19 protein-coding genes and 1 tRNA gene are annotated in these 16,135 nt (G+C 54.3%); 13 read left to right on the top strand and 7 right to left on the bottom strand.

Translation table 11 applies throughout. The features are described from left to right. Positions 1–47: 47 nt before the first annotated feature. Positions 48–821 (top strand): DUF6478 family protein, encoded by a 774-nt coding sequence (locus tag BUC32_RS09265; protein ID WP_073251893.1) that lies wholly within the window; start codon positions 48–50, stop codon positions 819–821. A 23-nt stretch (positions 822–844) separates the two neighbouring features. Beyond that, a complete protein-coding gene (locus BUC32_RS09260; RefSeq protein ID WP_073251891.1) occupies positions 845–1,222 on the top strand; it encodes a hypothetical protein in 378 nt (125 codons plus the stop codon). Between the two features lie 43 nt (positions 1,223–1,265). Here BUC32_RS09260 and BUC32_RS09255 read toward each other — a convergent pair whose 3' ends face one another. Continuing rightward, positions 1,266–2,030, bottom strand: coding sequence for an SDR family oxidoreductase (locus BUC32_RS09255; RefSeq protein ID WP_073251889.1), 765 nt, complete (start codon positions 2,028–2,030; stop codon positions 1,266–1,268). Positions 2,031–2,188: 158 nt separating this feature from the next. Between BUC32_RS09255 and BUC32_RS09250 the strand changes: the two genes are divergently transcribed. From BUC32_RS09250 to BUC32_RS09240, 3 genes are all read left to right on the top strand, one after another. Continuing rightward, positions 2,189–4,216, top strand: coding sequence for an NADPH-dependent 2,4-dienoyl-CoA reductase (locus BUC32_RS09250; RefSeq protein ID WP_073251887.1), 2,028 nt, complete (start codon positions 2,189–2,191; stop codon positions 4,214–4,216). A 141-nt stretch (positions 4,217–4,357) separates the two neighbouring features. After that, entirely contained in the window at positions 4,358–5,266 is a 909-nt protein-coding gene (locus BUC32_RS09245) for an AEC family transporter (RefSeq protein ID WP_073252107.1), read from the top strand. Between the two features lie 141 nt (positions 5,267–5,407). Continuing rightward, positions 5,408–6,313, top strand: coding sequence for a LysR family transcriptional regulator (locus BUC32_RS09240; RefSeq protein ID WP_073251885.1), 906 nt, complete (start codon positions 5,408–5,410; stop codon positions 6,311–6,313). Positions 6,314–6,397: 84 nt separating this feature from the next. Here the strand turns inward: BUC32_RS09240 and BUC32_RS09235 are convergent, their stop codons facing one another. From BUC32_RS09235 to BUC32_RS09220, 4 genes are read right to left on the bottom strand one after another with little or no spacing between them, the layout of a single operon-like run. Next, a complete protein-coding gene (locus BUC32_RS09235) occupies positions 6,398–7,363 on the bottom strand; it encodes an OmpA family protein (RefSeq protein WP_073251883.1) in 966 nt (321 codons plus the stop codon). Continuing rightward, positions 7,360–7,923 carry a peroxidase-related enzyme gene (locus BUC32_RS09230; protein ID WP_073251881.1) on the bottom strand — a complete coding sequence of 188 codons (564 nt, stop codon included), beginning with the start codon at positions 7,921–7,923 and terminating at the stop codon, positions 7,360–7,362. The genes BUC32_RS09235 and BUC32_RS09230 overlap by 4 nt, the downstream gene beginning before the upstream one ends. 11 nt (positions 7,924–7,934) lie before the next feature. Continuing rightward, on the bottom strand, positions 7,935–8,660 hold the full coding sequence (locus tag BUC32_RS09225) for a GNAT family N-acetyltransferase (protein ID WP_073251879.1): 726 nt from the start codon (positions 8,658–8,660) through the stop codon (positions 7,935–7,937). Continuing rightward, the gene (locus BUC32_RS09220; protein ID WP_073251878.1) at positions 8,657–9,376 is read right to left on the bottom strand and encodes a competence/damage-inducible protein A; all 720 of its coding nucleotides are present in this window, start codon (positions 9,374–9,376) and stop codon (positions 8,657–8,659) included. The genes BUC32_RS09225 and BUC32_RS09220 overlap by 4 nt, the downstream gene beginning before the upstream one ends. Before the next feature lie 45 nt (positions 9,377–9,421). Here BUC32_RS09220 and sfsA point away from each other — a divergent pair, with 45 nt between their 5' ends. The 7 genes from sfsA to BUC32_RS09185 all read left to right on the top strand — a co-directional run bounded on the left by sfsA (position 9,422) and on the right by BUC32_RS09185 (position 13,362). After that, positions 9,422–10,126, top strand: a complete 705-nt coding sequence (sfsA, locus tag BUC32_RS09215) for a DNA/RNA nuclease SfsA (protein WP_073251876.1) — start codon at positions 9,422–9,424, stop codon at positions 10,124–10,126. A gap of 79 nt (positions 10,127–10,205) precedes the next feature. Beyond that, positions 10,206–11,084 carry a carbon-nitrogen hydrolase family protein gene (locus tag BUC32_RS09210; RefSeq protein ID WP_073251872.1) on the top strand — a complete coding sequence of 293 codons (879 nt, stop codon included), beginning with the start codon at positions 10,206–10,208 and terminating at the stop codon, positions 11,082–11,084. Between the two features lie 80 nt (positions 11,085–11,164). Next, a complete protein-coding gene (gene infA, locus BUC32_RS09205; protein WP_007205486.1) occupies positions 11,165–11,383 on the top strand; it encodes a translation initiation factor IF-1 in 219 nt (72 codons plus the stop codon). A gap of 43 nt (positions 11,384–11,426) precedes the next feature. Beyond that, positions 11,427–12,005 (top strand): Maf family protein, encoded by a 579-nt coding sequence (locus tag BUC32_RS09200; RefSeq protein ID WP_073251870.1) that lies wholly within the window; start codon positions 11,427–11,429, stop codon positions 12,003–12,005. Next, positions 12,002–13,027 carry a ribonuclease E/G gene (locus tag BUC32_RS09195; protein WP_073251868.1) on the top strand — a complete coding sequence of 342 codons (1,026 nt, stop codon included), beginning with the start codon at positions 12,002–12,004 and terminating at the stop codon, positions 13,025–13,027. The genes BUC32_RS09200 and BUC32_RS09195 overlap by 4 nt, the downstream gene beginning before the upstream one ends. Continuing rightward, positions 13,024–13,206: a DNA gyrase inhibitor YacG gene (locus BUC32_RS09190; protein WP_073251866.1), complete on the top strand. Its 183-nt coding sequence runs from the start codon at positions 13,024–13,026 to the stop codon at positions 13,204–13,206. Before BUC32_RS09195 ends, BUC32_RS09190 begins: the two co-directional genes overlap by 4 nt. Positions 13,207–13,287: 81 nt before the next feature. Then, a tRNA-Phe gene (locus tag BUC32_RS09185) sits at positions 13,288–13,362 on the top strand. Positions 13,363–13,600: 238 nt separating this feature from the next. Here BUC32_RS09185 and BUC32_RS09180 read toward each other — a convergent pair. After that, positions 13,601–13,996 carry a hypothetical protein gene (locus BUC32_RS09180; RefSeq protein WP_073251864.1) on the bottom strand — a complete coding sequence of 132 codons (396 nt, stop codon included), beginning with the start codon at positions 13,994–13,996 and terminating at the stop codon, positions 13,601–13,603. 417 nt (positions 13,997–14,413) lie between these two features. Continuing rightward, positions 14,414–14,734 carry a hypothetical protein gene (locus tag BUC32_RS09170; protein ID WP_073251861.1) on the bottom strand — a complete coding sequence of 107 codons (321 nt, stop codon included), beginning with the start codon at positions 14,732–14,734 and terminating at the stop codon, positions 14,414–14,416. A 288-nt stretch (positions 14,735–15,022) separates the two neighbouring features. Between BUC32_RS09170 and BUC32_RS09165 the strand changes: the two genes are divergently transcribed. Continuing rightward, a complete protein-coding gene (locus tag BUC32_RS09165) occupies positions 15,023–15,796 on the top strand; it encodes a hypothetical protein (RefSeq protein WP_073251859.1) in 774 nt (257 codons plus the stop codon). Positions 15,797–16,135 lie beyond the last annotated feature (339 nt).

The raw sequence follows: 16,135 nt of genomic DNA, 5'->3' as shown, positions 1-16,135 counted from the left end.
ATTGTTTCTCGTTCGGAAACATCGTTAGGGTTCGGAGTAGGGTAAGCATGAGGCAGGGCAAGACCGGAATTATTCAGCGGTTTTACCAAAAAGGGCTTGCGCGCTATTGGGCGCGCAGTGCGCGTGCTGCATCCACAACGGAATTACCAGCGCTGAGAAAACAGCGGTTGCGTGCGCGCAAACTACGCCAACACCTCAATACACTCATCTCGATTTCCGAAGGGCGGCTGGCGCTACCTTTGGTTGGTTCGACCGCTTTTTTCCGCCCCCACGGTACGGATTGGTACTGGCGTCCGGCGCTTTGGCGTGAACCATTGGCACAGGTCGGTATGTCTTCGGCACCGAACCGCGAAATGCTGGGCGAAGAGGTGACACTGTTTCATGATTGCCGGGTGTCAGAGCTGACGCTACGCCAATTGCGCAACACCCGCGAAGCAGATCTGGCACCTTACGGTTTGCGTATGGACGTGTTTCGGTTTGATGGATCGTTTTTGTCGCTGGTGATCGATCTGCCGTTCGAAGCTGTGGATGGTCTGAAACGCAATCACCTCATCCGGCTTGATTCAATTGTTGAATTGGAAAAACCGCTGGAGATTTTCGCCCGATTGAACATCAAGCACGGGCCCAACACAGAACAGATCGTGCGGGAACTTCCCCTGAACGAAGAAGAGATTATGGTCGAGTTTGACCTTGCTTATTCGAAGCTGAACGAAAAGCGGGTAGAGAAGGCTTGGATCGATCTGATTTTTGAGGGCCCGGAAATGAACCAAGTGACACTGCGCGACGTGACCTTTAGCCGTCGACCACGCGCAGAGTTTTAGAGTGCCTTACAGGAGAGCAAACCATGAGTGACTGGATGCTGACAAAAACCCGGCTTTTTGAGGGTGTTTGGGAAGGGGTACTCACCTGCGAAGGCAACGAGGGCGCGCAGCCAGACGTAAAAGTCACCTTGCTGGGCAAGCCGGTCCATGGGGTTCAATTGACCGAAGATGCACCGCAAAACAGGTGGGTTCTGCGCATTCCTATTCCGCAAGAGGCCGTGGCGGATGGCGTTCAGACATTTCTGATAACAGACAGTAGAACCGGCGTTTTGCTTGAAAAAATCACTATGATTTCGGGCGAAGTGCTTTCGGATGACATTCGCGCCGAAATGGATTTGCTGCGCGCCGAGTTGGACATGCTCAAGCGCGCGTTCCGTCGTCACTGTCTTGAGACGGCGTAAGTTCATCCGGAGATTGCGTATATTAGGGTGGCGATACTTAAACTCAGTAGTGCGCGGTATATCCCCCATCAACTGCCAGCACCTGTCCCGTGACATAGCTGGCAGCGGGTGATGCCAGAAACAGGATGGCTGGGGCCAGCTCGGCTGGCTTACCCCAACGCCCCAAAGCGGTGGATGTCTGCAACCGCTGGTTCACGGCTGGGTCAGCAGCCGCCGCCCGGTTGGGTTCTGTTTCAAAAAAACCCGGAGCGATAGCATTCACATTGATACCTTGCGGTCCCAGTTCGGCGGCTAAAGCGCGGGTCATTCCGTTAATACCTGCTTTGGCCGTGGTATAGGCTGCGTCGCCTGCCTGGGCGATCAGCCCTGCAATAGACGAGATGTTTACGATGCGCCCACCCTGACCCATCAACGCCGCTGCGCGTTGGCACAGCATGAAGGGCGCAACCAAATCTACGTCCAACAGCCGCATGACGTCTTCGCGAGAGAATTCAGGTAAACTGCGTCGGTCGCGCATTCCAACATTATTGACGAGGATGTGCAGCCCGTTACCTGCGTCATCAATCTGGCCAAAGGCTTTTGAAACCGCCGCATCATCCGCCACGTCAAAAGGCAACGGGAGAGCGATCCCCCCTTCAGCGCGGATTGCCTCTGCGGCAGCCTCGGTTGTGGCTTCGTTGCGTCCATTGACCCAAACCGTTGCGCCTGCGCGGGCCAGCAAAAGGGCCGCTTCATACCCCAGCCCGCTGTTTGAGCCAGTCACCAGCGCGATTTGGCCGTTCAGGGAAAATACTCCATAGTCTGACATGGCGGGCTCCTCATTTGCGCGATTATAGTGCCAAGGCAATCCACCTTCTGCCACAAGAAACCGATTTTGCCCTTGGGAAGTCCAGACTTTGACGCCGCGTTTTGGGTGACAACACCTTTGCTTTACGTTTTGGTAAAGCAGATTTTTAGGAGACATCCATGACTGATTACCCGCACCTACTGGCACCTCTTGATCTGGGTTTTACCACGCTGAAAAATCGCGTGTTGATGGGATCCATGCACACCGGCCTGGAAGAGACCAAGGATTGGAACCGCGTGGCCGAGTTTTACGCCGAACGCGCCCGAGGCGGCGTGGCGTTGATTGTCACCGGTGGTATGGCTCCATCCAAAGAAGGTGGTGTGTTTCCAGGTGCAGCAGGGCTGTTCAACGATCAGGATATTGCCAACCACAAGGTTGTGACGGATCGCGTGCATGAGGCTGGCGGCAAGATCGCCATGCAAATCCTGCACGCGGGTCGGTATGCCTATGGACCTGAATGTGTGTCCGCATCTCCGATAAAATCGCCAATCTCACCTTTCCCACCTAAGGAATTGGATGAAGACGGCATCGAAAAGCAGATTCAGGATTTTGTCACCGCCACCGTGCGCGCCCGCGAGGCAGGCTATGACGGGGTCGAGATTATGGGCTCTGAAGGCTATTTCCTCAATCAGTTCCTTGTCACCCACGTGAACAAGCGCACGGATCGCTGGGGCGGGTCTTATGAGAACCGCATGCGTTTGCCGGTTGAAGTGGTGCGTCGGTGCCGCGAGGCTGTGGGTGAGGATTTCATCATCATCTACCGCCTGTCGATGATTGATCTCCTTCCCGAAGGATCAACCCATGAAGAAGTGGTCCTGCTGGCCAAGGCCGTCGAGGACGCAGGGGCGACAATCATCAACACGGGCATTGGCTGGCACGAGGCGCGCATTCCTACGATTGCCACATCTGTTCCGCGTCGGGCTTTCGCCTGGGTGACGAAAAAGTTGATGGGCAAAGTAGGCATCCCGGTGATTACATCGAACCGCATCAACACGCCTGAAGTGGCCGAAGATGTGTTGGCTGAAGGCTGCGCTGATATGGTGTCGATGGCGCGCCCGTTTCTGGCTGACGCGGATTTTGTGAACAAAGCGGCCAACGGTCAGGCGGCTTTGATTGCGCCCTGCATTGGCTGTAACCAAGCCTGCCTTGATCATACATTTGGCGGTAAATTGACCTCTTGTCTGGTGAACCCGCAAGCCTGCCATGAAACTGAACTTTCGATCTCATCGGTTGAGACACCCAAAACCATCGCCGTCGTTGGTGCAGGCCCTGCTGGTTTGTCGACGGCGCTGACGGCTGCTCAACGCGGGCACAAAGTGAGTTTGTTTGACCGGTCCGACAAAGTGGGTGGTCAGCTGAACGTGGCCAAGCAAATCCCCGGCAAAGAAGAGTTCTGGGGATTGGTTGACTGGTACGAAGCCATGGTGGAGGCTTCGGATATCGACCTGCAACTGGGTCGCGATGTATCGGCAGGTGATCTGGCGGGCTTTGACGAAGTCGTCATCGCCACAGGTGTTGTGGCGCGGGATCCAGGCATTCCGGGTCAGGATCGCGCCGAAGTTCTGAGCTATCTGGATGTGTTGCGTGACAAAAAACCAGTTGGCAAACGCGTTGCAGTCATCGGGGCTGGGGGCATTGGGTTTGATGTGTCCGAATTCCTCGTGCACGAGGGAGAGAGCATCACCGAGAGCTTGCCCGACTGGATGGAAGAATGGGGGGTCGGCGACCCAGAGAAAACTCGCGGCGGTCTGGCACCTGAAGGCCCGCAGCCTGATGCGCCAGCGCGTGACGTCACATTGATGCAGCGAAAAGCCAAAGCGCTGGGCAAAGGTCTGGGTAAAACCACAGGCTGGATTCACCGGGCCGCACTCAAGATGAGAAACGTCAATATGATGGGCGGCGTGAACTACGAAAAGATTGATGACGCAGGGTTGCACATCTCGTTTGGCGAGACACGTGAGAACCCTCAGGTGATCGAAGTAGATAATGTTGTGCTGTGTACTGGGCAGGTGCCGGAGCGTTCGCTTGCAGACGCGCTCGAAGCCAAAGGCGTCACCTGTCATGTGATCGGCGGGGCGGATGTGGCGGCTGAACTGGATGCCAAGCGGGCAATCAATCAAGGCACGCGTCTGGCAGCTACATTTTAGGGACTCTGCCCCCACCATGAAAGGCCAGTAGGCCTTTCATGCTTCCCCCGGGATATTTTCGGCCAAAAGATGCGCACAGGTTTCCATTGCGTCTTTGGTGTTGCCGGGACTAGATGATCGCGATGCAAAGGAATGCGCGCGATGGTGTTTGTCACGATCCTTCTGGGACTGCTGCCCAGTTTTCTTATGGTGATTCTGGGTGGGTTGGTTCGCAACCGTCTGTCAGCGAATGCCTGGCAGGGTTTGGACAAGCTGAATTTTGAAATCCTGTTTCCCACTTTGATCTTTGTCGCGGCGTCGGGCCGGCCCATCGCGGTTGGAGATATCGTCAGCATTGGCCCGGCTGTCTGGGCTATTCTATTACTTGGCTTGGGGGCCGGGTATTTGGCGCGCCCTTTTGGGCCCGGAAAATTTGTGGATTTTGCCGGGGCCTGGCAAACGGCGTGGCGGTTTAACACCGCCATGGCCTTTGTTGCGGTGGCCACGCTTTCGGAACCACCGCTTGGAGAATTGGCGGTGGCGGTTGGTCTGGCCATTCCGTTGGCCAATGTCTTTGCGGTCAGTGCGTTGTCGCGCGGCAGTGGAAGCCTGAAGCAAACACTGATCAAAGTGGCGACGAACCCCTTTTTGATTGCCAGTGTTTCAGGCGTGCTTGTGGGGTTAAGCGGCCTGACCATTCCCGCACCGTTGATGGCGCCGTTGGAAATGGTCGCTCAGGCAGCCATCCCCGTGGCGCTGATTTCGGTTGGTGCAACGATGAACTGGGGCGCTTTGGCGCGCCTAAACAGGTTCAGCGGTATTCTTGTGTCCACCAAATTGCTGGTTCTGCCGGTCGTGACATTGTGTGCATGCGTAATATTGGGTGTGGACACGGCGATTGCTCAGACACTGACATTGTTCGCAGCGATGCCCACCGCCTCAGCCGCGCATGTTTTGGCCGCTGGCTTTGGGGCTGATCGTGAACTGGCGGCAACGCTTGTTGCGCAATCAACACTGCTTGCGGCGGCAACTTTGCCGTTCTGGGTCACTGCGATTGAACTGGCTTTTTAAACATCGAAACCAATTGTTTCGCTGTTTCCATGCCGCAAACGATCCGCGACAAAACCCTGATATTGTCTGAGCACTGCCCTGCTTCTGCCCAATTTCGACGGGATAACTGATCCTCGAATATGAGATTGAGGTAGGAAAAATATGGATCGCCTGACGGAAATGGAAGCCTTTGCCACGGTTGTGGATCAAGGTGGTTTCACAGATGCCGCAAAAAAGATGGGCATCTCGAAATCTGCTGTGTCGAAACATGTTTCCTCATTGGAAGCCCGTCTGGGTGCGCGACTTTTGAACCGCACCACACGACGCGTAAGCCCAACCGAGATTGGCCTGGCATATTATGACCGTGCCCGCCGGGTTCTGAATGATGCAGGCGAGGCCGACGCTTTGGTCACGTCCATGCAATCGGCGCCTTCGGGACTTTTACGGATCAGCGTGGCCACGGACTTTGGAGTCAACCACCTCAGTCCGGTTCTGGGAGACTTCCTTGTCGAATTCCCGGATATCACGGTGAACATGGTACTGAACAATCGCTACGTTGAGTTGATCAGCGAAGGCTTTGATATGGCGATCCGTATTGGTGAACTTGAGGACAGCAGTCTTCGGGCAAGAAAGCTGACGGAAACCACCAAACGCATGATTGCGAGCCCAGAATACCTTGAAAAATATGGCCGCCCACCAAAGATCGACGATCTGAATGATCACAAGCTGTTGCACTATTCCAGCCAATCCACAGGTGCGGTTTGGAAACTGACAGCACCCTCAGGCGAAAAGAGACAAGTTCGCACGGCGGGCTGGCTGAGCGTCAATGACGGGCAATCCTTGTTGAACGCGGCCATTGCTGGCCTTGGGATCGCTTATTTGCCAAGTTTTCTGTACGCAGAAGCCATGGAAGAAGGCCTGGTTGTAGATGCAATCCCGGACCTGCCCATTGAAACGCAAGGCATTTATGCCGTTTACCCACCCGGCCGGTTTACACAGCCTAAGGTCCGCGCGTTTATTGATTTTCTCGTGCATGCCTTTGCCGACAAAGGCCCATCTGACTGGTAATTCCGCAAAGGAAAGACTTCCCCTGGCTTTCATAGTGAAAGCATAAACTCGCCCGGGTGCTAAGGCTCCCGGGCTTTTTCTTGTTCAGGAACCTGACAAAAGCACGACTTCGACCCGGCGGTTGGCGTCGCGCCCTTCTTTGCCAGCGTTACTGGCGATCGGAGATAAATAGCCGATCCCCTGTGCGTCTAATTGGGCCTGAGGTACTTTGTAGGTGTCAGTCAAATGGGCCTGAACCGATTTAGCCCTGTTACGAGACAGTTCAACATTGCTGTCGAGGGCCCCCTGACTATCAGTATGTCCAACCAACGCAACCTTGCGATTTTCGTCTTGCAACAACCAGTCTGCAAGGGCGTTGAGGGTTTTGTAATTGCCGTCAGTCAGGTTTGCTGATCCCGTGTCAAACGTTAGGTCTTCCAGAATGAGGTGGCCTTGCGCGATCAACAAATCTCCAATGGTGTCGGCCGAAAGCGCACCCGAGTTGGAGGGCGGCGTCACCAAAGTAGGGACAAGCAGTGCATCTGTTTTCGGTTCCGGGTCAATCGTAAGGGTCACCCGTTCCATCGGTGTCACACAGACCGCTTGAAGGATAGCAGCTCTTGAGGTTCTGCTGAGAAAAAGGCTCACCGCCTCAGTGCCTTGGTCGGTTTCTCGGCGCGCAGAAAGAAAACGAAAGCTCGACAGATCCACAAACATTTCGGGTGGAGGGAGGACAAGCGTGTTGAAGCGAAAGTCAAACCCACCGCAGTCTTCGGTTTCACATCGAAACACGATTTCGTAGCCTTCACTGACCAGTTGCCTAGCAAGCTCGGCGCTAATTTCGGTGAGTGCGCTGGTTTTTTCTTCCATGCGCCAGGATCGAAGCTGTACCAGTCCCAAATATCGTTCGCTCGGGAGCGCGCCATTGCGAAACGGACCTATTGGCAGCTCATAAGCTGTGCGAGGGCGATCTTCGAGTGCAACCTGCCGTGCCCCTGTGGGTAGGGCAGGTTCAAAGGCCAGGGCCAGTTGCGGTAAAACCGCAAGCGCTATGGCTGTGCGAAAGATCATCTAAATTGCGCGTGATACTCTGGGTTGGGTTGCATATCGATGGCAGAGGCCACCCGGTTGGTCATGTTGTAGAACGCCGCGACGCTGGAGATGTCAAAGATGTCCCGGTCGTTAAAGCCGACATCGCGCAAAGCTTGACGGTCTGCTTCCTCGATAGAGCTGCTTTCCTTGGTGATCTTCTCGGCGAAATCCAACATCGCGCGCTGGCGTGGTTCAAGGTCTGCGGCTTTATAGTTCATCACCATCAGCTCACCCAAAACGGGATCGCCGGACAATTGACGCACGGCGGCGCCATGGGCTGTCAGGCAATAAAAACACTTGTTGATAGAAGACACGGCCACAGCGATCATCTCACGTTCAAGCTTGGTCAAGCCGCTGTCACCCAGCATCATGTCGTTGTACATCGCCGTAAAGGCGTTCAGCTTGTCGATATCAAACGCATAGGCCTGCAGGACATTGGGGATCATGCCCAGTTTGTCCTGACAGATGTCAAAATACTTTTGAGTGGCCTCGGGCAGAGGGTCCACCATCGGCAGATCAAGGGCGGTGGGTTTGCTCATCAGAAGTCCTCTCAGTCAGGTAGAATACGATAGTGGTATTGTCCCACAACAAACATGCCGAGGGAAGAATATAAGCTGTTTGCCGCAGTGTTTGCTGAGGTGCAAATCACCGTGAGCGTGTCTCCGCCATTGTCCAGCGTCCAAAAAGCGGCGCGGATCATCAGCCAGCGGGCCACGCCCTGACGACGCTGAAAGGGCACAATCTCAATTGCATGCACCATGGAAACTCCATCGTGCATCGCGACAAAGCTTGATCCGGCGGGTTTGTCATTCCACCGCGACACGAAACCGGCCTTGGGCCTGCAGGCACGGTTCATAACCTCAACCCGACCGGGGCCAAGCCCCCCCGAGGCCCAGATTTCGCGCATAATGTTTAGCGGTCCGGTGGTCTCAATAGCCGCTGTGCGTGGGGGGCGTTCGCTGGTCAGCTTTTCCGCCTCAATGGCGTACATCGTGACCGGGTCGATGATCTCGTAACCGCGTGCCGACAACGCGGCATCCAGAGCTTCGTCGCCCTCGCGAATTTGAAACAGCGGCGTCTGGTCGATTTTACGCATCGCAACTTCGGCGGCATCAATGTCAGTGTCCTGAAACGGGCCCGTTGCTGTGGCCGAGGACACGCGTTTACCGCCATCCTGACCATCGCCTATAATAAACGGTCCACAGGTAAGTTTACTTGCTGACGGCCAAGTGGCGTCGATAACATCGTAGAGTTTTTTTGCATCTGGCAAACTCATGGAAACATCCCTGCAAGTTGGGTCATCGCAGCATCAATGCGAGAACCATCTGTGCCACGGATGACGATATTTGATCCATAAGCGCCATTTTTCTGAAACGGGTAGGACCCGATAGACAGGTCGTCATACTTACGCGCCAGTGCCGCTAAAGGCCCTGCAATATCACCTTCCCCGTGATCAATCCGCAAGGATTGCGATAACAGCGGTGCGCCCCCTGTCAGATTTGGCAAAACAGACGCGACCATGGCTTGGAATACCGAAGGCACTCCGGCCATGACATGCACATTATCAACCGTGAATCCCGGAGCCACCGAAACCGGGTTTTCAATCAGGCCTGCTCCGTCTGGAATGCGCGCCATGCGCAGACGCGCCTCGTTCAATTCAGATCCTGTATTTTCGTAATGCGCTGCCAGCAACGCACGCGCATCGTCACGCACATCAATGTGCCGGTCAAAGGCCGCAGCGATGCAATCGGCTGTGATGTCATCGTGTGTCGGGCCAATACCTCCACTGGTGAACACCGTATCATAACGTTTCGATAACGCCCGAACCGCCGAGATGATGTCGTCGCTTTCGTCACCGACCACACGCACTTCAGCCAGTGTGATCCCCTGCTTGGTCAGCTCACCGGCCAAAAAATACATATTGGCATCGCGTGTGCGCCCCGAGAGAATTTCATCTCCGATAACCAGCATGGCTGCGGTGGGGTTGGGCATTGCGCTCTCCTTGTCAGATCTTATCCGCAGGTATAGGGCTGGCACATGCGCTTTCAAACCCCTCTTGTGCCCGCAGTGCTGATCCGCCGCTACAAACGCTTTCTGGCTGATGTTCGGCTCGAAGATGGCCGCGAGGTTACCGCTCATTGTGCCAATCCCGGCAGCATGTTGGGTCTAAAGGATTCAGGACTTCGGATCTGGCTGGAGCCGAACGATGATCCCAAGAAAAAGCTAAAATACGGCTGGCGGTTGGTTGACCATGAAAACGGCCATTTCACCGGGGTGGATACCTCGGTGCCCAATCGCGCCCTGAAATCCGCGCTTCTGGCCCGGCAAATCCCCGAGCTGGCCGCGCATCCAGTCGTGCGCGCAGAAGTGAAATATGGTGAAAACAGCCGGGTCGACTTCCTTTTGTCCGGCAACGGCCCGGACCTTTATGTCGAGGTGAAATGCGTGACCCTTTCACGGCAAAAGGGTTTGGGCGAGTTTCCCGACAGCGTCACAGCGCGCGGCACCAAACACTTGCGGGAATTGCAACAGATGGTCGCCGAAGGACATCACGCGATGATGTTCTATCTGGTGCAGCGCACCGACATCGACAGTGTCACGCTTGCGGACGATATTGATCCCACTTACGCCGCCGCCTTTGCCGGAGCCCGCGCCGCCGGGGTCGATGTGATGGCCTATGATTGCGTGATTTCGCCCGAAGGTGTCGACATCGGAAAACCTTTGCCCTTCGCGTGGGGGTAAACCCGTTTCGAAACATGTGACAGGCGCATGGAAATAGGGCACGTTCCGATAAACCCACCAACCACGTCCCGGAGTTCTCATGAAAATCGCCACCGCCGCCTATCCGCTCAGCACTTTGGACAATTGGGCGCACTATGAAGAAAAAATTGCCCGGTGGGTGTCAGATGCCGCCGGGCAGGGAGCGGAACTGTTGGTGTTTCCAGAGTACGCTGCCATGGAATTGGCCACGCTTGATGGATTTGACGTGGCAGATGATCTTGAGAAATCCTTGTTTTCGGTGTCCGAGAAGATGGATGAGGCCAATGCTCTGCATGAACGGCTCGCGTCCGAAGCGGGCGTCCATATCCTTGGTGGATCCGCCCCGATTTTTGATGGCGGTACCCGCCCGGTCAACCGCGCCTATTTCTTCACGCCAGATGGCAAGGTCGATTTTCAGGACAAGCAGATCATGACGCAGTTCGAACGCGATCCTTGGAATGTGGTCTCTGGCGGGTCGCTCAAGATATTTGAGACGACGTTGGGTAAAATCGGCGTGTTGATCTGTTATGACAGTGAATTTCCCCTGCTTGGCCGGGCCTTGTCAGACTGCGATGTGATCCTGTCGCCCTCCTGTACCGAAGCCCTGTCCGGCTATTGGCGGGTGCGGCTTGGATCGATGGCCCGTGCGCTTGAAAACCAATGCGTGACGGCCATGGCATCCTTGTGTGGCACCACCGGCTGGTCCGAGGCCGTAGGGGTCACAACCGGCATGGGCGGCATCTTTGCTCCTCCCGATGTAGGCTTTCCTCAAACAGGCGTGATCGCCGAGGGCCGGATGAATACGCCGGGTTGGACCTATGGCGAAGCCGACCTTGATGCGATTGCCAATGTGCGGGCAGATGGCCGGGTTCTGAACCGGCATCATTGGGGCGAACAAGAGCCACGTCACCAAGAGGTCACATATTCCCCACTCACCTGAGAATCGCCCTTGAAAATCAGAGCGTTTCGGCCCATTTAAGGGCAGCCCGCGATTGGCGGGTGTTTTGTGAAGGAGAAAACATGGCCAAGGAAGAACTGCTCGAATTTCCCGGCGTCGTAAAGGAACTCCTGCCCAATGCGACATTTCGGGTCGAGCTTGAGAACGGCCATGAGATTATCGCACATACGGCAGGTAAGATGCGCAAGAACCGCATTCGGGTTCTGGCAGGCGACAAAGTACAGGTGGAAATGACCCCCTATGATCTGACCAAGGGTCGGATCAACTATCGCTTTAAATAAGCGCCAAAGCCCTGGTGGCGCGGCAACAGACAGGACCGAAGGCATGAAGCTTATCCTCGGCTCCGGCAGCCCGCGCCGCAAGGAATTGCTCGCTCAGATCGGTGTGGTGGCAGATGACATCCGCCCCCCCGATATTGACGAAGACCCCCTCAAAGGTGAATTGCCACGCCCCTATTGCGCGCGCATCGCGCATGAAAAGGCGCTGGCTGTGCAGGCGGATCGCGGTGATATCGTGCTTTGTGCAGACACGACGGTTGCTTTGGGACGCCGCATTCTTGGCAAACCCCGCGACGCGGGTCAGGCAGCCGAGTTTTTGATTTCTCTTGGCGGGAGACGTCACCGTGTGATCACGGCAGTTGCCGTGAGACGTGGCGATCAGATGTGGGAACGCGCCGTGGTCAGTGACGTCAAAATGAAACGCCTCTCGAATGATGAACTGAACGCTTATCTGGCCTCCGACGATTGGCGCGGCAAGGCAGGTGGCTATGCCATCCAAGGCCCTGCCGGTGCTTTCATCCCGTGGATCAGTGGCTCATTTTCAGCCATAATGGGCTTGCCTGTCGCTGAGACAGCGACGCTTTTGCAAGCCGCTGGATACCCTCTTTATAAGGACAGATCATGAAGGGCAGTCAGATCATTCTCGACCACCTGAACGGACGCGAGGCTGCCGCCCTCATGGTGGATGGCAAGCTCGAAGACCTTTTGGTAGATGCCGACGCCCCGCGCCCCGGCACGATTTATCGCGCGATTGCAGATCGACCGGTCAAAGGTCAGGGCGGCATGTTTCTCAAGACCCCTGATGGCCCGGCCTTTCTGCGTCAGGTCAAAGGCCTGTCGCCCGGCCAAACTATTTTGGTGCAGGTCACCGGCTATGCCGAAGATGGCAAGGCCATTCCGGTCACCCAAAAAATCCTGTTCAAAAGCCGCTATGCGATTGCCACTCCCGGCGCACCGGGTCGTAACATCAGCCGCTCTATCCGAGATGACGACGTGCGAGACATGCTTCGCGGGCTTGTTCACGAGGTGATGGACGAAGACAATTCTATGGGGCTCATCCTGCGCTCTTCCTGCGTGGAAGGTGATGCAGATGAGATTGCGGAGGATATCGCTGCCATGCTCTCTCTGGCCGAACAAGTGGCAGGAGACGCCCAAGGGCCGATGGAGAAACTGACCGACGGTGACGGACCGCACCTTGAGGCGTGGCGTGAATGGGCCGTGGATGCCGAAGTGGTCACGGACGAAGGCAGTTTTGATACTCATGGCGTGCTGGATGCCCTGGAACATGTCAAAGACATTTCCGTGTCCTTGGGCGGCGGCGCGTCCTTGTTCATAGAACCCACACGCGCGCTCGTCGCAGTGGATGTGAACACGGGTGCGGACACATCTCCAGCCGCAGGGCTCAAGGCCAATATGGCAACCGCTCGCGAATTGCCGCGCCAACTGCGGTTGCGTGGGCTGGGGGGGCAGATCACACTGGATGTTGCACCAATGCCCAAGAAAGACCGCCGTGCATTTGAAAGCGCGCTTAGGGCTGCGTTCCGGGCTGATTCCATTGAGACGACTTCGGTTGGGTGGACGCCTCTGGGCCACTTCGAACTTCAACGCAAACGCGCCCGCCTGCCGATCACGGAAGTTCTACAATGAGCTGCCCGACCTGCAAAAAGGATACCGTCGAAGTCTTTCGCCCCTTCTGTTCAAAGCGTTGTGCAGATGTCGATCTGGGGCGCTGGTTCAACGGCGAATATTCGGTGCCATCGCAAGATCCTGAAGAGCAGCAGGAAGCCCTGGAAGAATTGACCAGAAATTCCTCGCACCTGCACTGACTTTTTTGCGAAAACCCTCTGGACAGCTCCCGAGACCTGACATAGAACGCCGCAACCCGAATGGTTTTTCCATTCCCCGGTGCCCGGGTAGCTCAGGGGTAGAGCAGTGGATTGAAAATCCTCGTGTCGGTGGTTCGATTCCGCCCCTGGGCACCATTTAACACCTTGATATTATTGAAAAATACGTGAGATGGATTGCGATAAAATTTTGCAAAAAATGCTTCTGTACCATCGCTGTACCATTTGATCTCATTTTAACTGACATTTCTGTTAGGTTAAAAAGCTCGTTCACGAGCGCTTACAGACACTCCGCGCATTTGGACAAGCGGGCTTTGTTGTTTCAGATAACCGCTGCCCCATTCTAAGGTCCGGCACTTTTAGCCTGTGTGCAAGCTCACTTTGAAGATTTGAAGGCGCCGCCTTCAGCATGAGCGGCTTCCTTTATTTTGAGAAGTGTAAGGTGAAAGTATTTCTGGTTTTCGTCACGACATATCCAAGCCGCCGCAGTGAAGGTTTTATCCAAGATTTTTAGACACCCGAACAAATGTGGATCGGTTGCTTTCTTTCTGCGCTTTAGTGTCTCCAGCTTTCCACGATTGTAATCATTGTTGCCCTTGCCAATTCGAAAGAATTCAAGAAAGAGGCCACCATCTGACTTGGAATAAAGTTCGAATTGCCCAAGAACGAGAAAGCGATGTTTGCCGATTTTTTTTATGGCGGACCAAATTGGCCGATTGGGCTCGCTCAGGGCCTTGTCTTTGTAAAGTCTAAGTCTGCAATTTGCGCTCATTTCGGGCTCCTTTTCACCCGTAAATGGGTAAGCCGATGCAAGGGACAAGACTGGTCGGGAGCTTATCAAAACGGGCTCTTCAACGGTTCCGGTTGGCGCAACCGAAACAAACGGGCGAAGTCAGAAAGTTGAAACTATGGCTCCGCAGCGATGAAGGGCGTCGCTCCTGTCAGTACCTCAATCGCGGTTCGCGTCAATCGAGATAAAGGGGCATCCGGTCCAATAGACTGGTTGCCGCCTTTAGAATTCTTCTCATGCCAGAATGTGGTTCTTTTTCAAAGAGTAATCCAAAAGTTCAAACTTGAAATTCCTGCCTTGGAATTGAAAATGGATAAGTTGAAGAACTAGGAATGTGCCCAGCAAAGTTCTGCCTTTGTCGCTCCCGTAGAATGAGCGGAAGGGCTTCCGATCTTTTCTTTATGTCTCTAGTTCTCGAACTCCGGCAGTTCGGTCCCAGTGCCGCTCAATATCGTCTGCAATTTCGGCGACCAGATCTTCGTCTTCTAACCGCGACCTGTAGGGAGCCAGAACGATCTCCCGTGCACCGGGATCTACCTCGCTACCAGACCACAGCTGAACGTCCAGTTCACCGCAAGCAAGCTCGACGTCATTTTTCCATGATAACTTGATCCCAAACCAACCAAGATTGGCAATCCGGGATTTCTCCACCTGATTTGAACTCGAAATCAACTCCAGTACTTTCCAAGCAAAATTGTATTTCTTTGTCGATAGCCTCATTTTTTTCTCCAAATTGTAGAAGAAAATATTGCACTATTAAGGTTTCAAAATCGTTCAGTCACAGTGAGAGCTAGAGATTTCGCAATTTTTGTCTAAATGTGCAGGATGCAGCAATTGGGCGACATTTATTCACATGCCATCATGTTCACAAAAGCCGAGTAAACGCCTAGGATTTTCAGTCATTGGCCGACCTACGTGAGCGCCTCTGCGAACGGCGGTTGAGAGCTTATGGTTTTCTTTGAAATCCTGAGATACGTTCCTGCGAAAGGTATTTGACAGAGCCACATTATGAAGCACAACCCAATTACACTGGGCGAGAAGCTAGCGCCTGTGGAATCCAAGAATCCTCGATTCGAATTTGGCGCGTGGTTGCGAAACACAGTGCTTACGCTGCTTAATTTTTCCCTGCTGACGGCAATTTCAGCTTTGCTTTTATGGTGGCTTTTGATGCGCCCCGAAATCGGGGGGAATATCATGGTGGTCCTTTTGGCAGTGCTGATTGCATTATGGTTGATCGTTTATCATCGACTTCAAGTCAGCAAGGCCGAAATAATAAACGCGCACCCCCAGATACATTCATTGCTGGCAAATGATCGTCAGGGATTTATGCGCAATCTGCGGTTGGATGCGAAAACAGCCATATTTGATGGTAGCAATATTTACCACTTTGGCCACGACAATGGAAAAGATGCGCAACCACTCGGAGAGATCGTGCATCAACTTCGAACACAAGGCTATCGTATCGTTTGTTTCTTTGATGCCAATATTTTTTACACGCTCAACGATCACGGAGCATTCCCAAGTGGTCAACTGCATTCATTGGCGGAGCTTGAGGACATTTTTGGGCTGAAGACAGATGAAATCTATGTGGTGCCTAGCGGAGTACAGGCGGACAAATTTATTCTGGAGAGCTTGAAACACCTACCAATTTCATTTGCTGTGACAAACGATCTATTCCGCGATTATGCGCCAGAATACCCAACAGTGATGAAGGGCAATCAGTGGCGCAAGGGTTTGATGATTTCGAAAGGTGAGGTTAAGCTGGTACAACATCGGGCTTAGCCTCTTCCGGACGTGAAGCTAGCAGGGCCTTGGGAGTCCGACCCTTACGGGCGGTGCCAATGAGCACTAGGAACGTGCAAGGTCACCAATCGGACTTCCCCAAATCGCCAAGTCTATTTGGCCTGAATTTCGAACCTTCTCAATGCCCCCGTGAGCTCCTGTAAGACGTTTTTAGTCACCGATGAACTTGCAAACACCAATGCTGTCTTCTTCAGTGACTTCCGTCCTTGCTCTACCTCGGGCCTGTCTGACGTCAGCGCTTATGGGTCCAAATAGGGTGATTTGATAAGGGAGTGTTTCTGGCTCATCGTAACCACCAAGGAGTGGGACATGAGACAG

The sequence above is a fragment of the Shimia gijangensis genome, assembly GCF_900142085.1.
Taxonomy (GTDB): domain Bacteria; phylum Pseudomonadota; class Alphaproteobacteria; order Rhodobacterales; family Rhodobacteraceae; genus Shimia; species Shimia gijangensis.
The sequence above is the reverse complement of the archived record's forward strand: the minus strand, read 5'-3'. Positions and strand labels throughout refer to the sequence as shown.

What these genes read in the sequence shown, in the direction of transcription:
- BUC32_RS09180 (WP_073251864.1), bottom strand. Translation starts at nt 13,996, where the DNA reads ATGAGCGCAAATTGCAGACTTAGACTTTACAAAGACAAGGCCCTGAGC.
- BUC32_RS09245 (WP_073252107.1), top strand. Translation starts at nt 4,358, where the DNA reads ATGGTGTTTGTCACGATCCTTCTGGGACTGCTGCCCAGTTTTCTTATG.
- BUC32_RS09195 (WP_073251868.1), top strand. Translation starts at nt 12,002, where the DNA reads ATGAAGGGCAGTCAGATCATTCTCGACCACCTGAACGGACGCGAGGCT.
- BUC32_RS09220 (WP_073251878.1), bottom strand. Translation starts at nt 9,376, where the DNA reads ATGCCCAACCCCACCGCAGCCATGCTGGTTATCGGAGATGAAATTCTC.
- BUC32_RS09165 (WP_073251859.1), top strand. Translation starts at nt 15,023, where the DNA reads ATGAAGCACAACCCAATTACACTGGGCGAGAAGCTAGCGCCTGTGGAA.
- BUC32_RS09230 (WP_073251881.1), bottom strand. Translation starts at nt 7,923, where the DNA reads ATGAGCAAACCCACCGCCCTTGATCTGCCGATGGTGGACCCTCTGCCC.
- BUC32_RS09250 (WP_073251887.1), top strand. Translation starts at nt 2,189, where the DNA reads ATGACTGATTACCCGCACCTACTGGCACCTCTTGATCTGGGTTTTACC.
- BUC32_RS09200 (WP_073251870.1), top strand. Translation starts at nt 11,427, where the DNA reads ATGAAGCTTATCCTCGGCTCCGGCAGCCCGCGCCGCAAGGAATTGCTC.
- infA (WP_007205486.1), top strand. Translation starts at nt 11,165, where the DNA reads ATGGCCAAGGAAGAACTGCTCGAATTTCCCGGCGTCGTAAAGGAACTC.
- sfsA (WP_073251876.1), top strand. Translation starts at nt 9,422, where the DNA reads ATGCGCTTTCAAACCCCTCTTGTGCCCGCAGTGCTGATCCGCCGCTAC.
- BUC32_RS09210 (WP_073251872.1), top strand. Translation starts at nt 10,206, where the DNA reads ATGAAAATCGCCACCGCCGCCTATCCGCTCAGCACTTTGGACAATTGG.
- BUC32_RS09190 (WP_073251866.1), top strand. Translation starts at nt 13,024, where the DNA reads ATGAGCTGCCCGACCTGCAAAAAGGATACCGTCGAAGTCTTTCGCCCC.
- BUC32_RS09235 (WP_073251883.1), bottom strand. Translation starts at nt 7,363, where the DNA reads ATGATCTTTCGCACAGCCATAGCGCTTGCGGTTTTACCGCAACTGGCC.
- BUC32_RS09225 (WP_073251879.1), bottom strand. Translation starts at nt 8,660, where the DNA reads ATGAGTTTGCCAGATGCAAAAAAACTCTACGATGTTATCGACGCCACT.
- BUC32_RS09255 (WP_073251889.1), bottom strand. Translation starts at nt 2,030, where the DNA reads ATGTCAGACTATGGAGTATTTTCCCTGAACGGCCAAATCGCGCTGGTG.
- BUC32_RS09260 (WP_073251891.1), top strand. Translation starts at nt 845, where the DNA reads ATGAGTGACTGGATGCTGACAAAAACCCGGCTTTTTGAGGGTGTTTGG.
- BUC32_RS09265 (WP_073251893.1), top strand. Translation starts at nt 48, where the DNA reads ATGAGGCAGGGCAAGACCGGAATTATTCAGCGGTTTTACCAAAAAGGG.
- BUC32_RS09170 (WP_073251861.1), bottom strand. Translation starts at nt 14,734, where the DNA reads ATGAGGCTATCGACAAAGAAATACAATTTTGCTTGGAAAGTACTGGAG.
- BUC32_RS09240 (WP_073251885.1), top strand. Translation starts at nt 5,408, where the DNA reads ATGGATCGCCTGACGGAAATGGAAGCCTTTGCCACGGTTGTGGATCAA.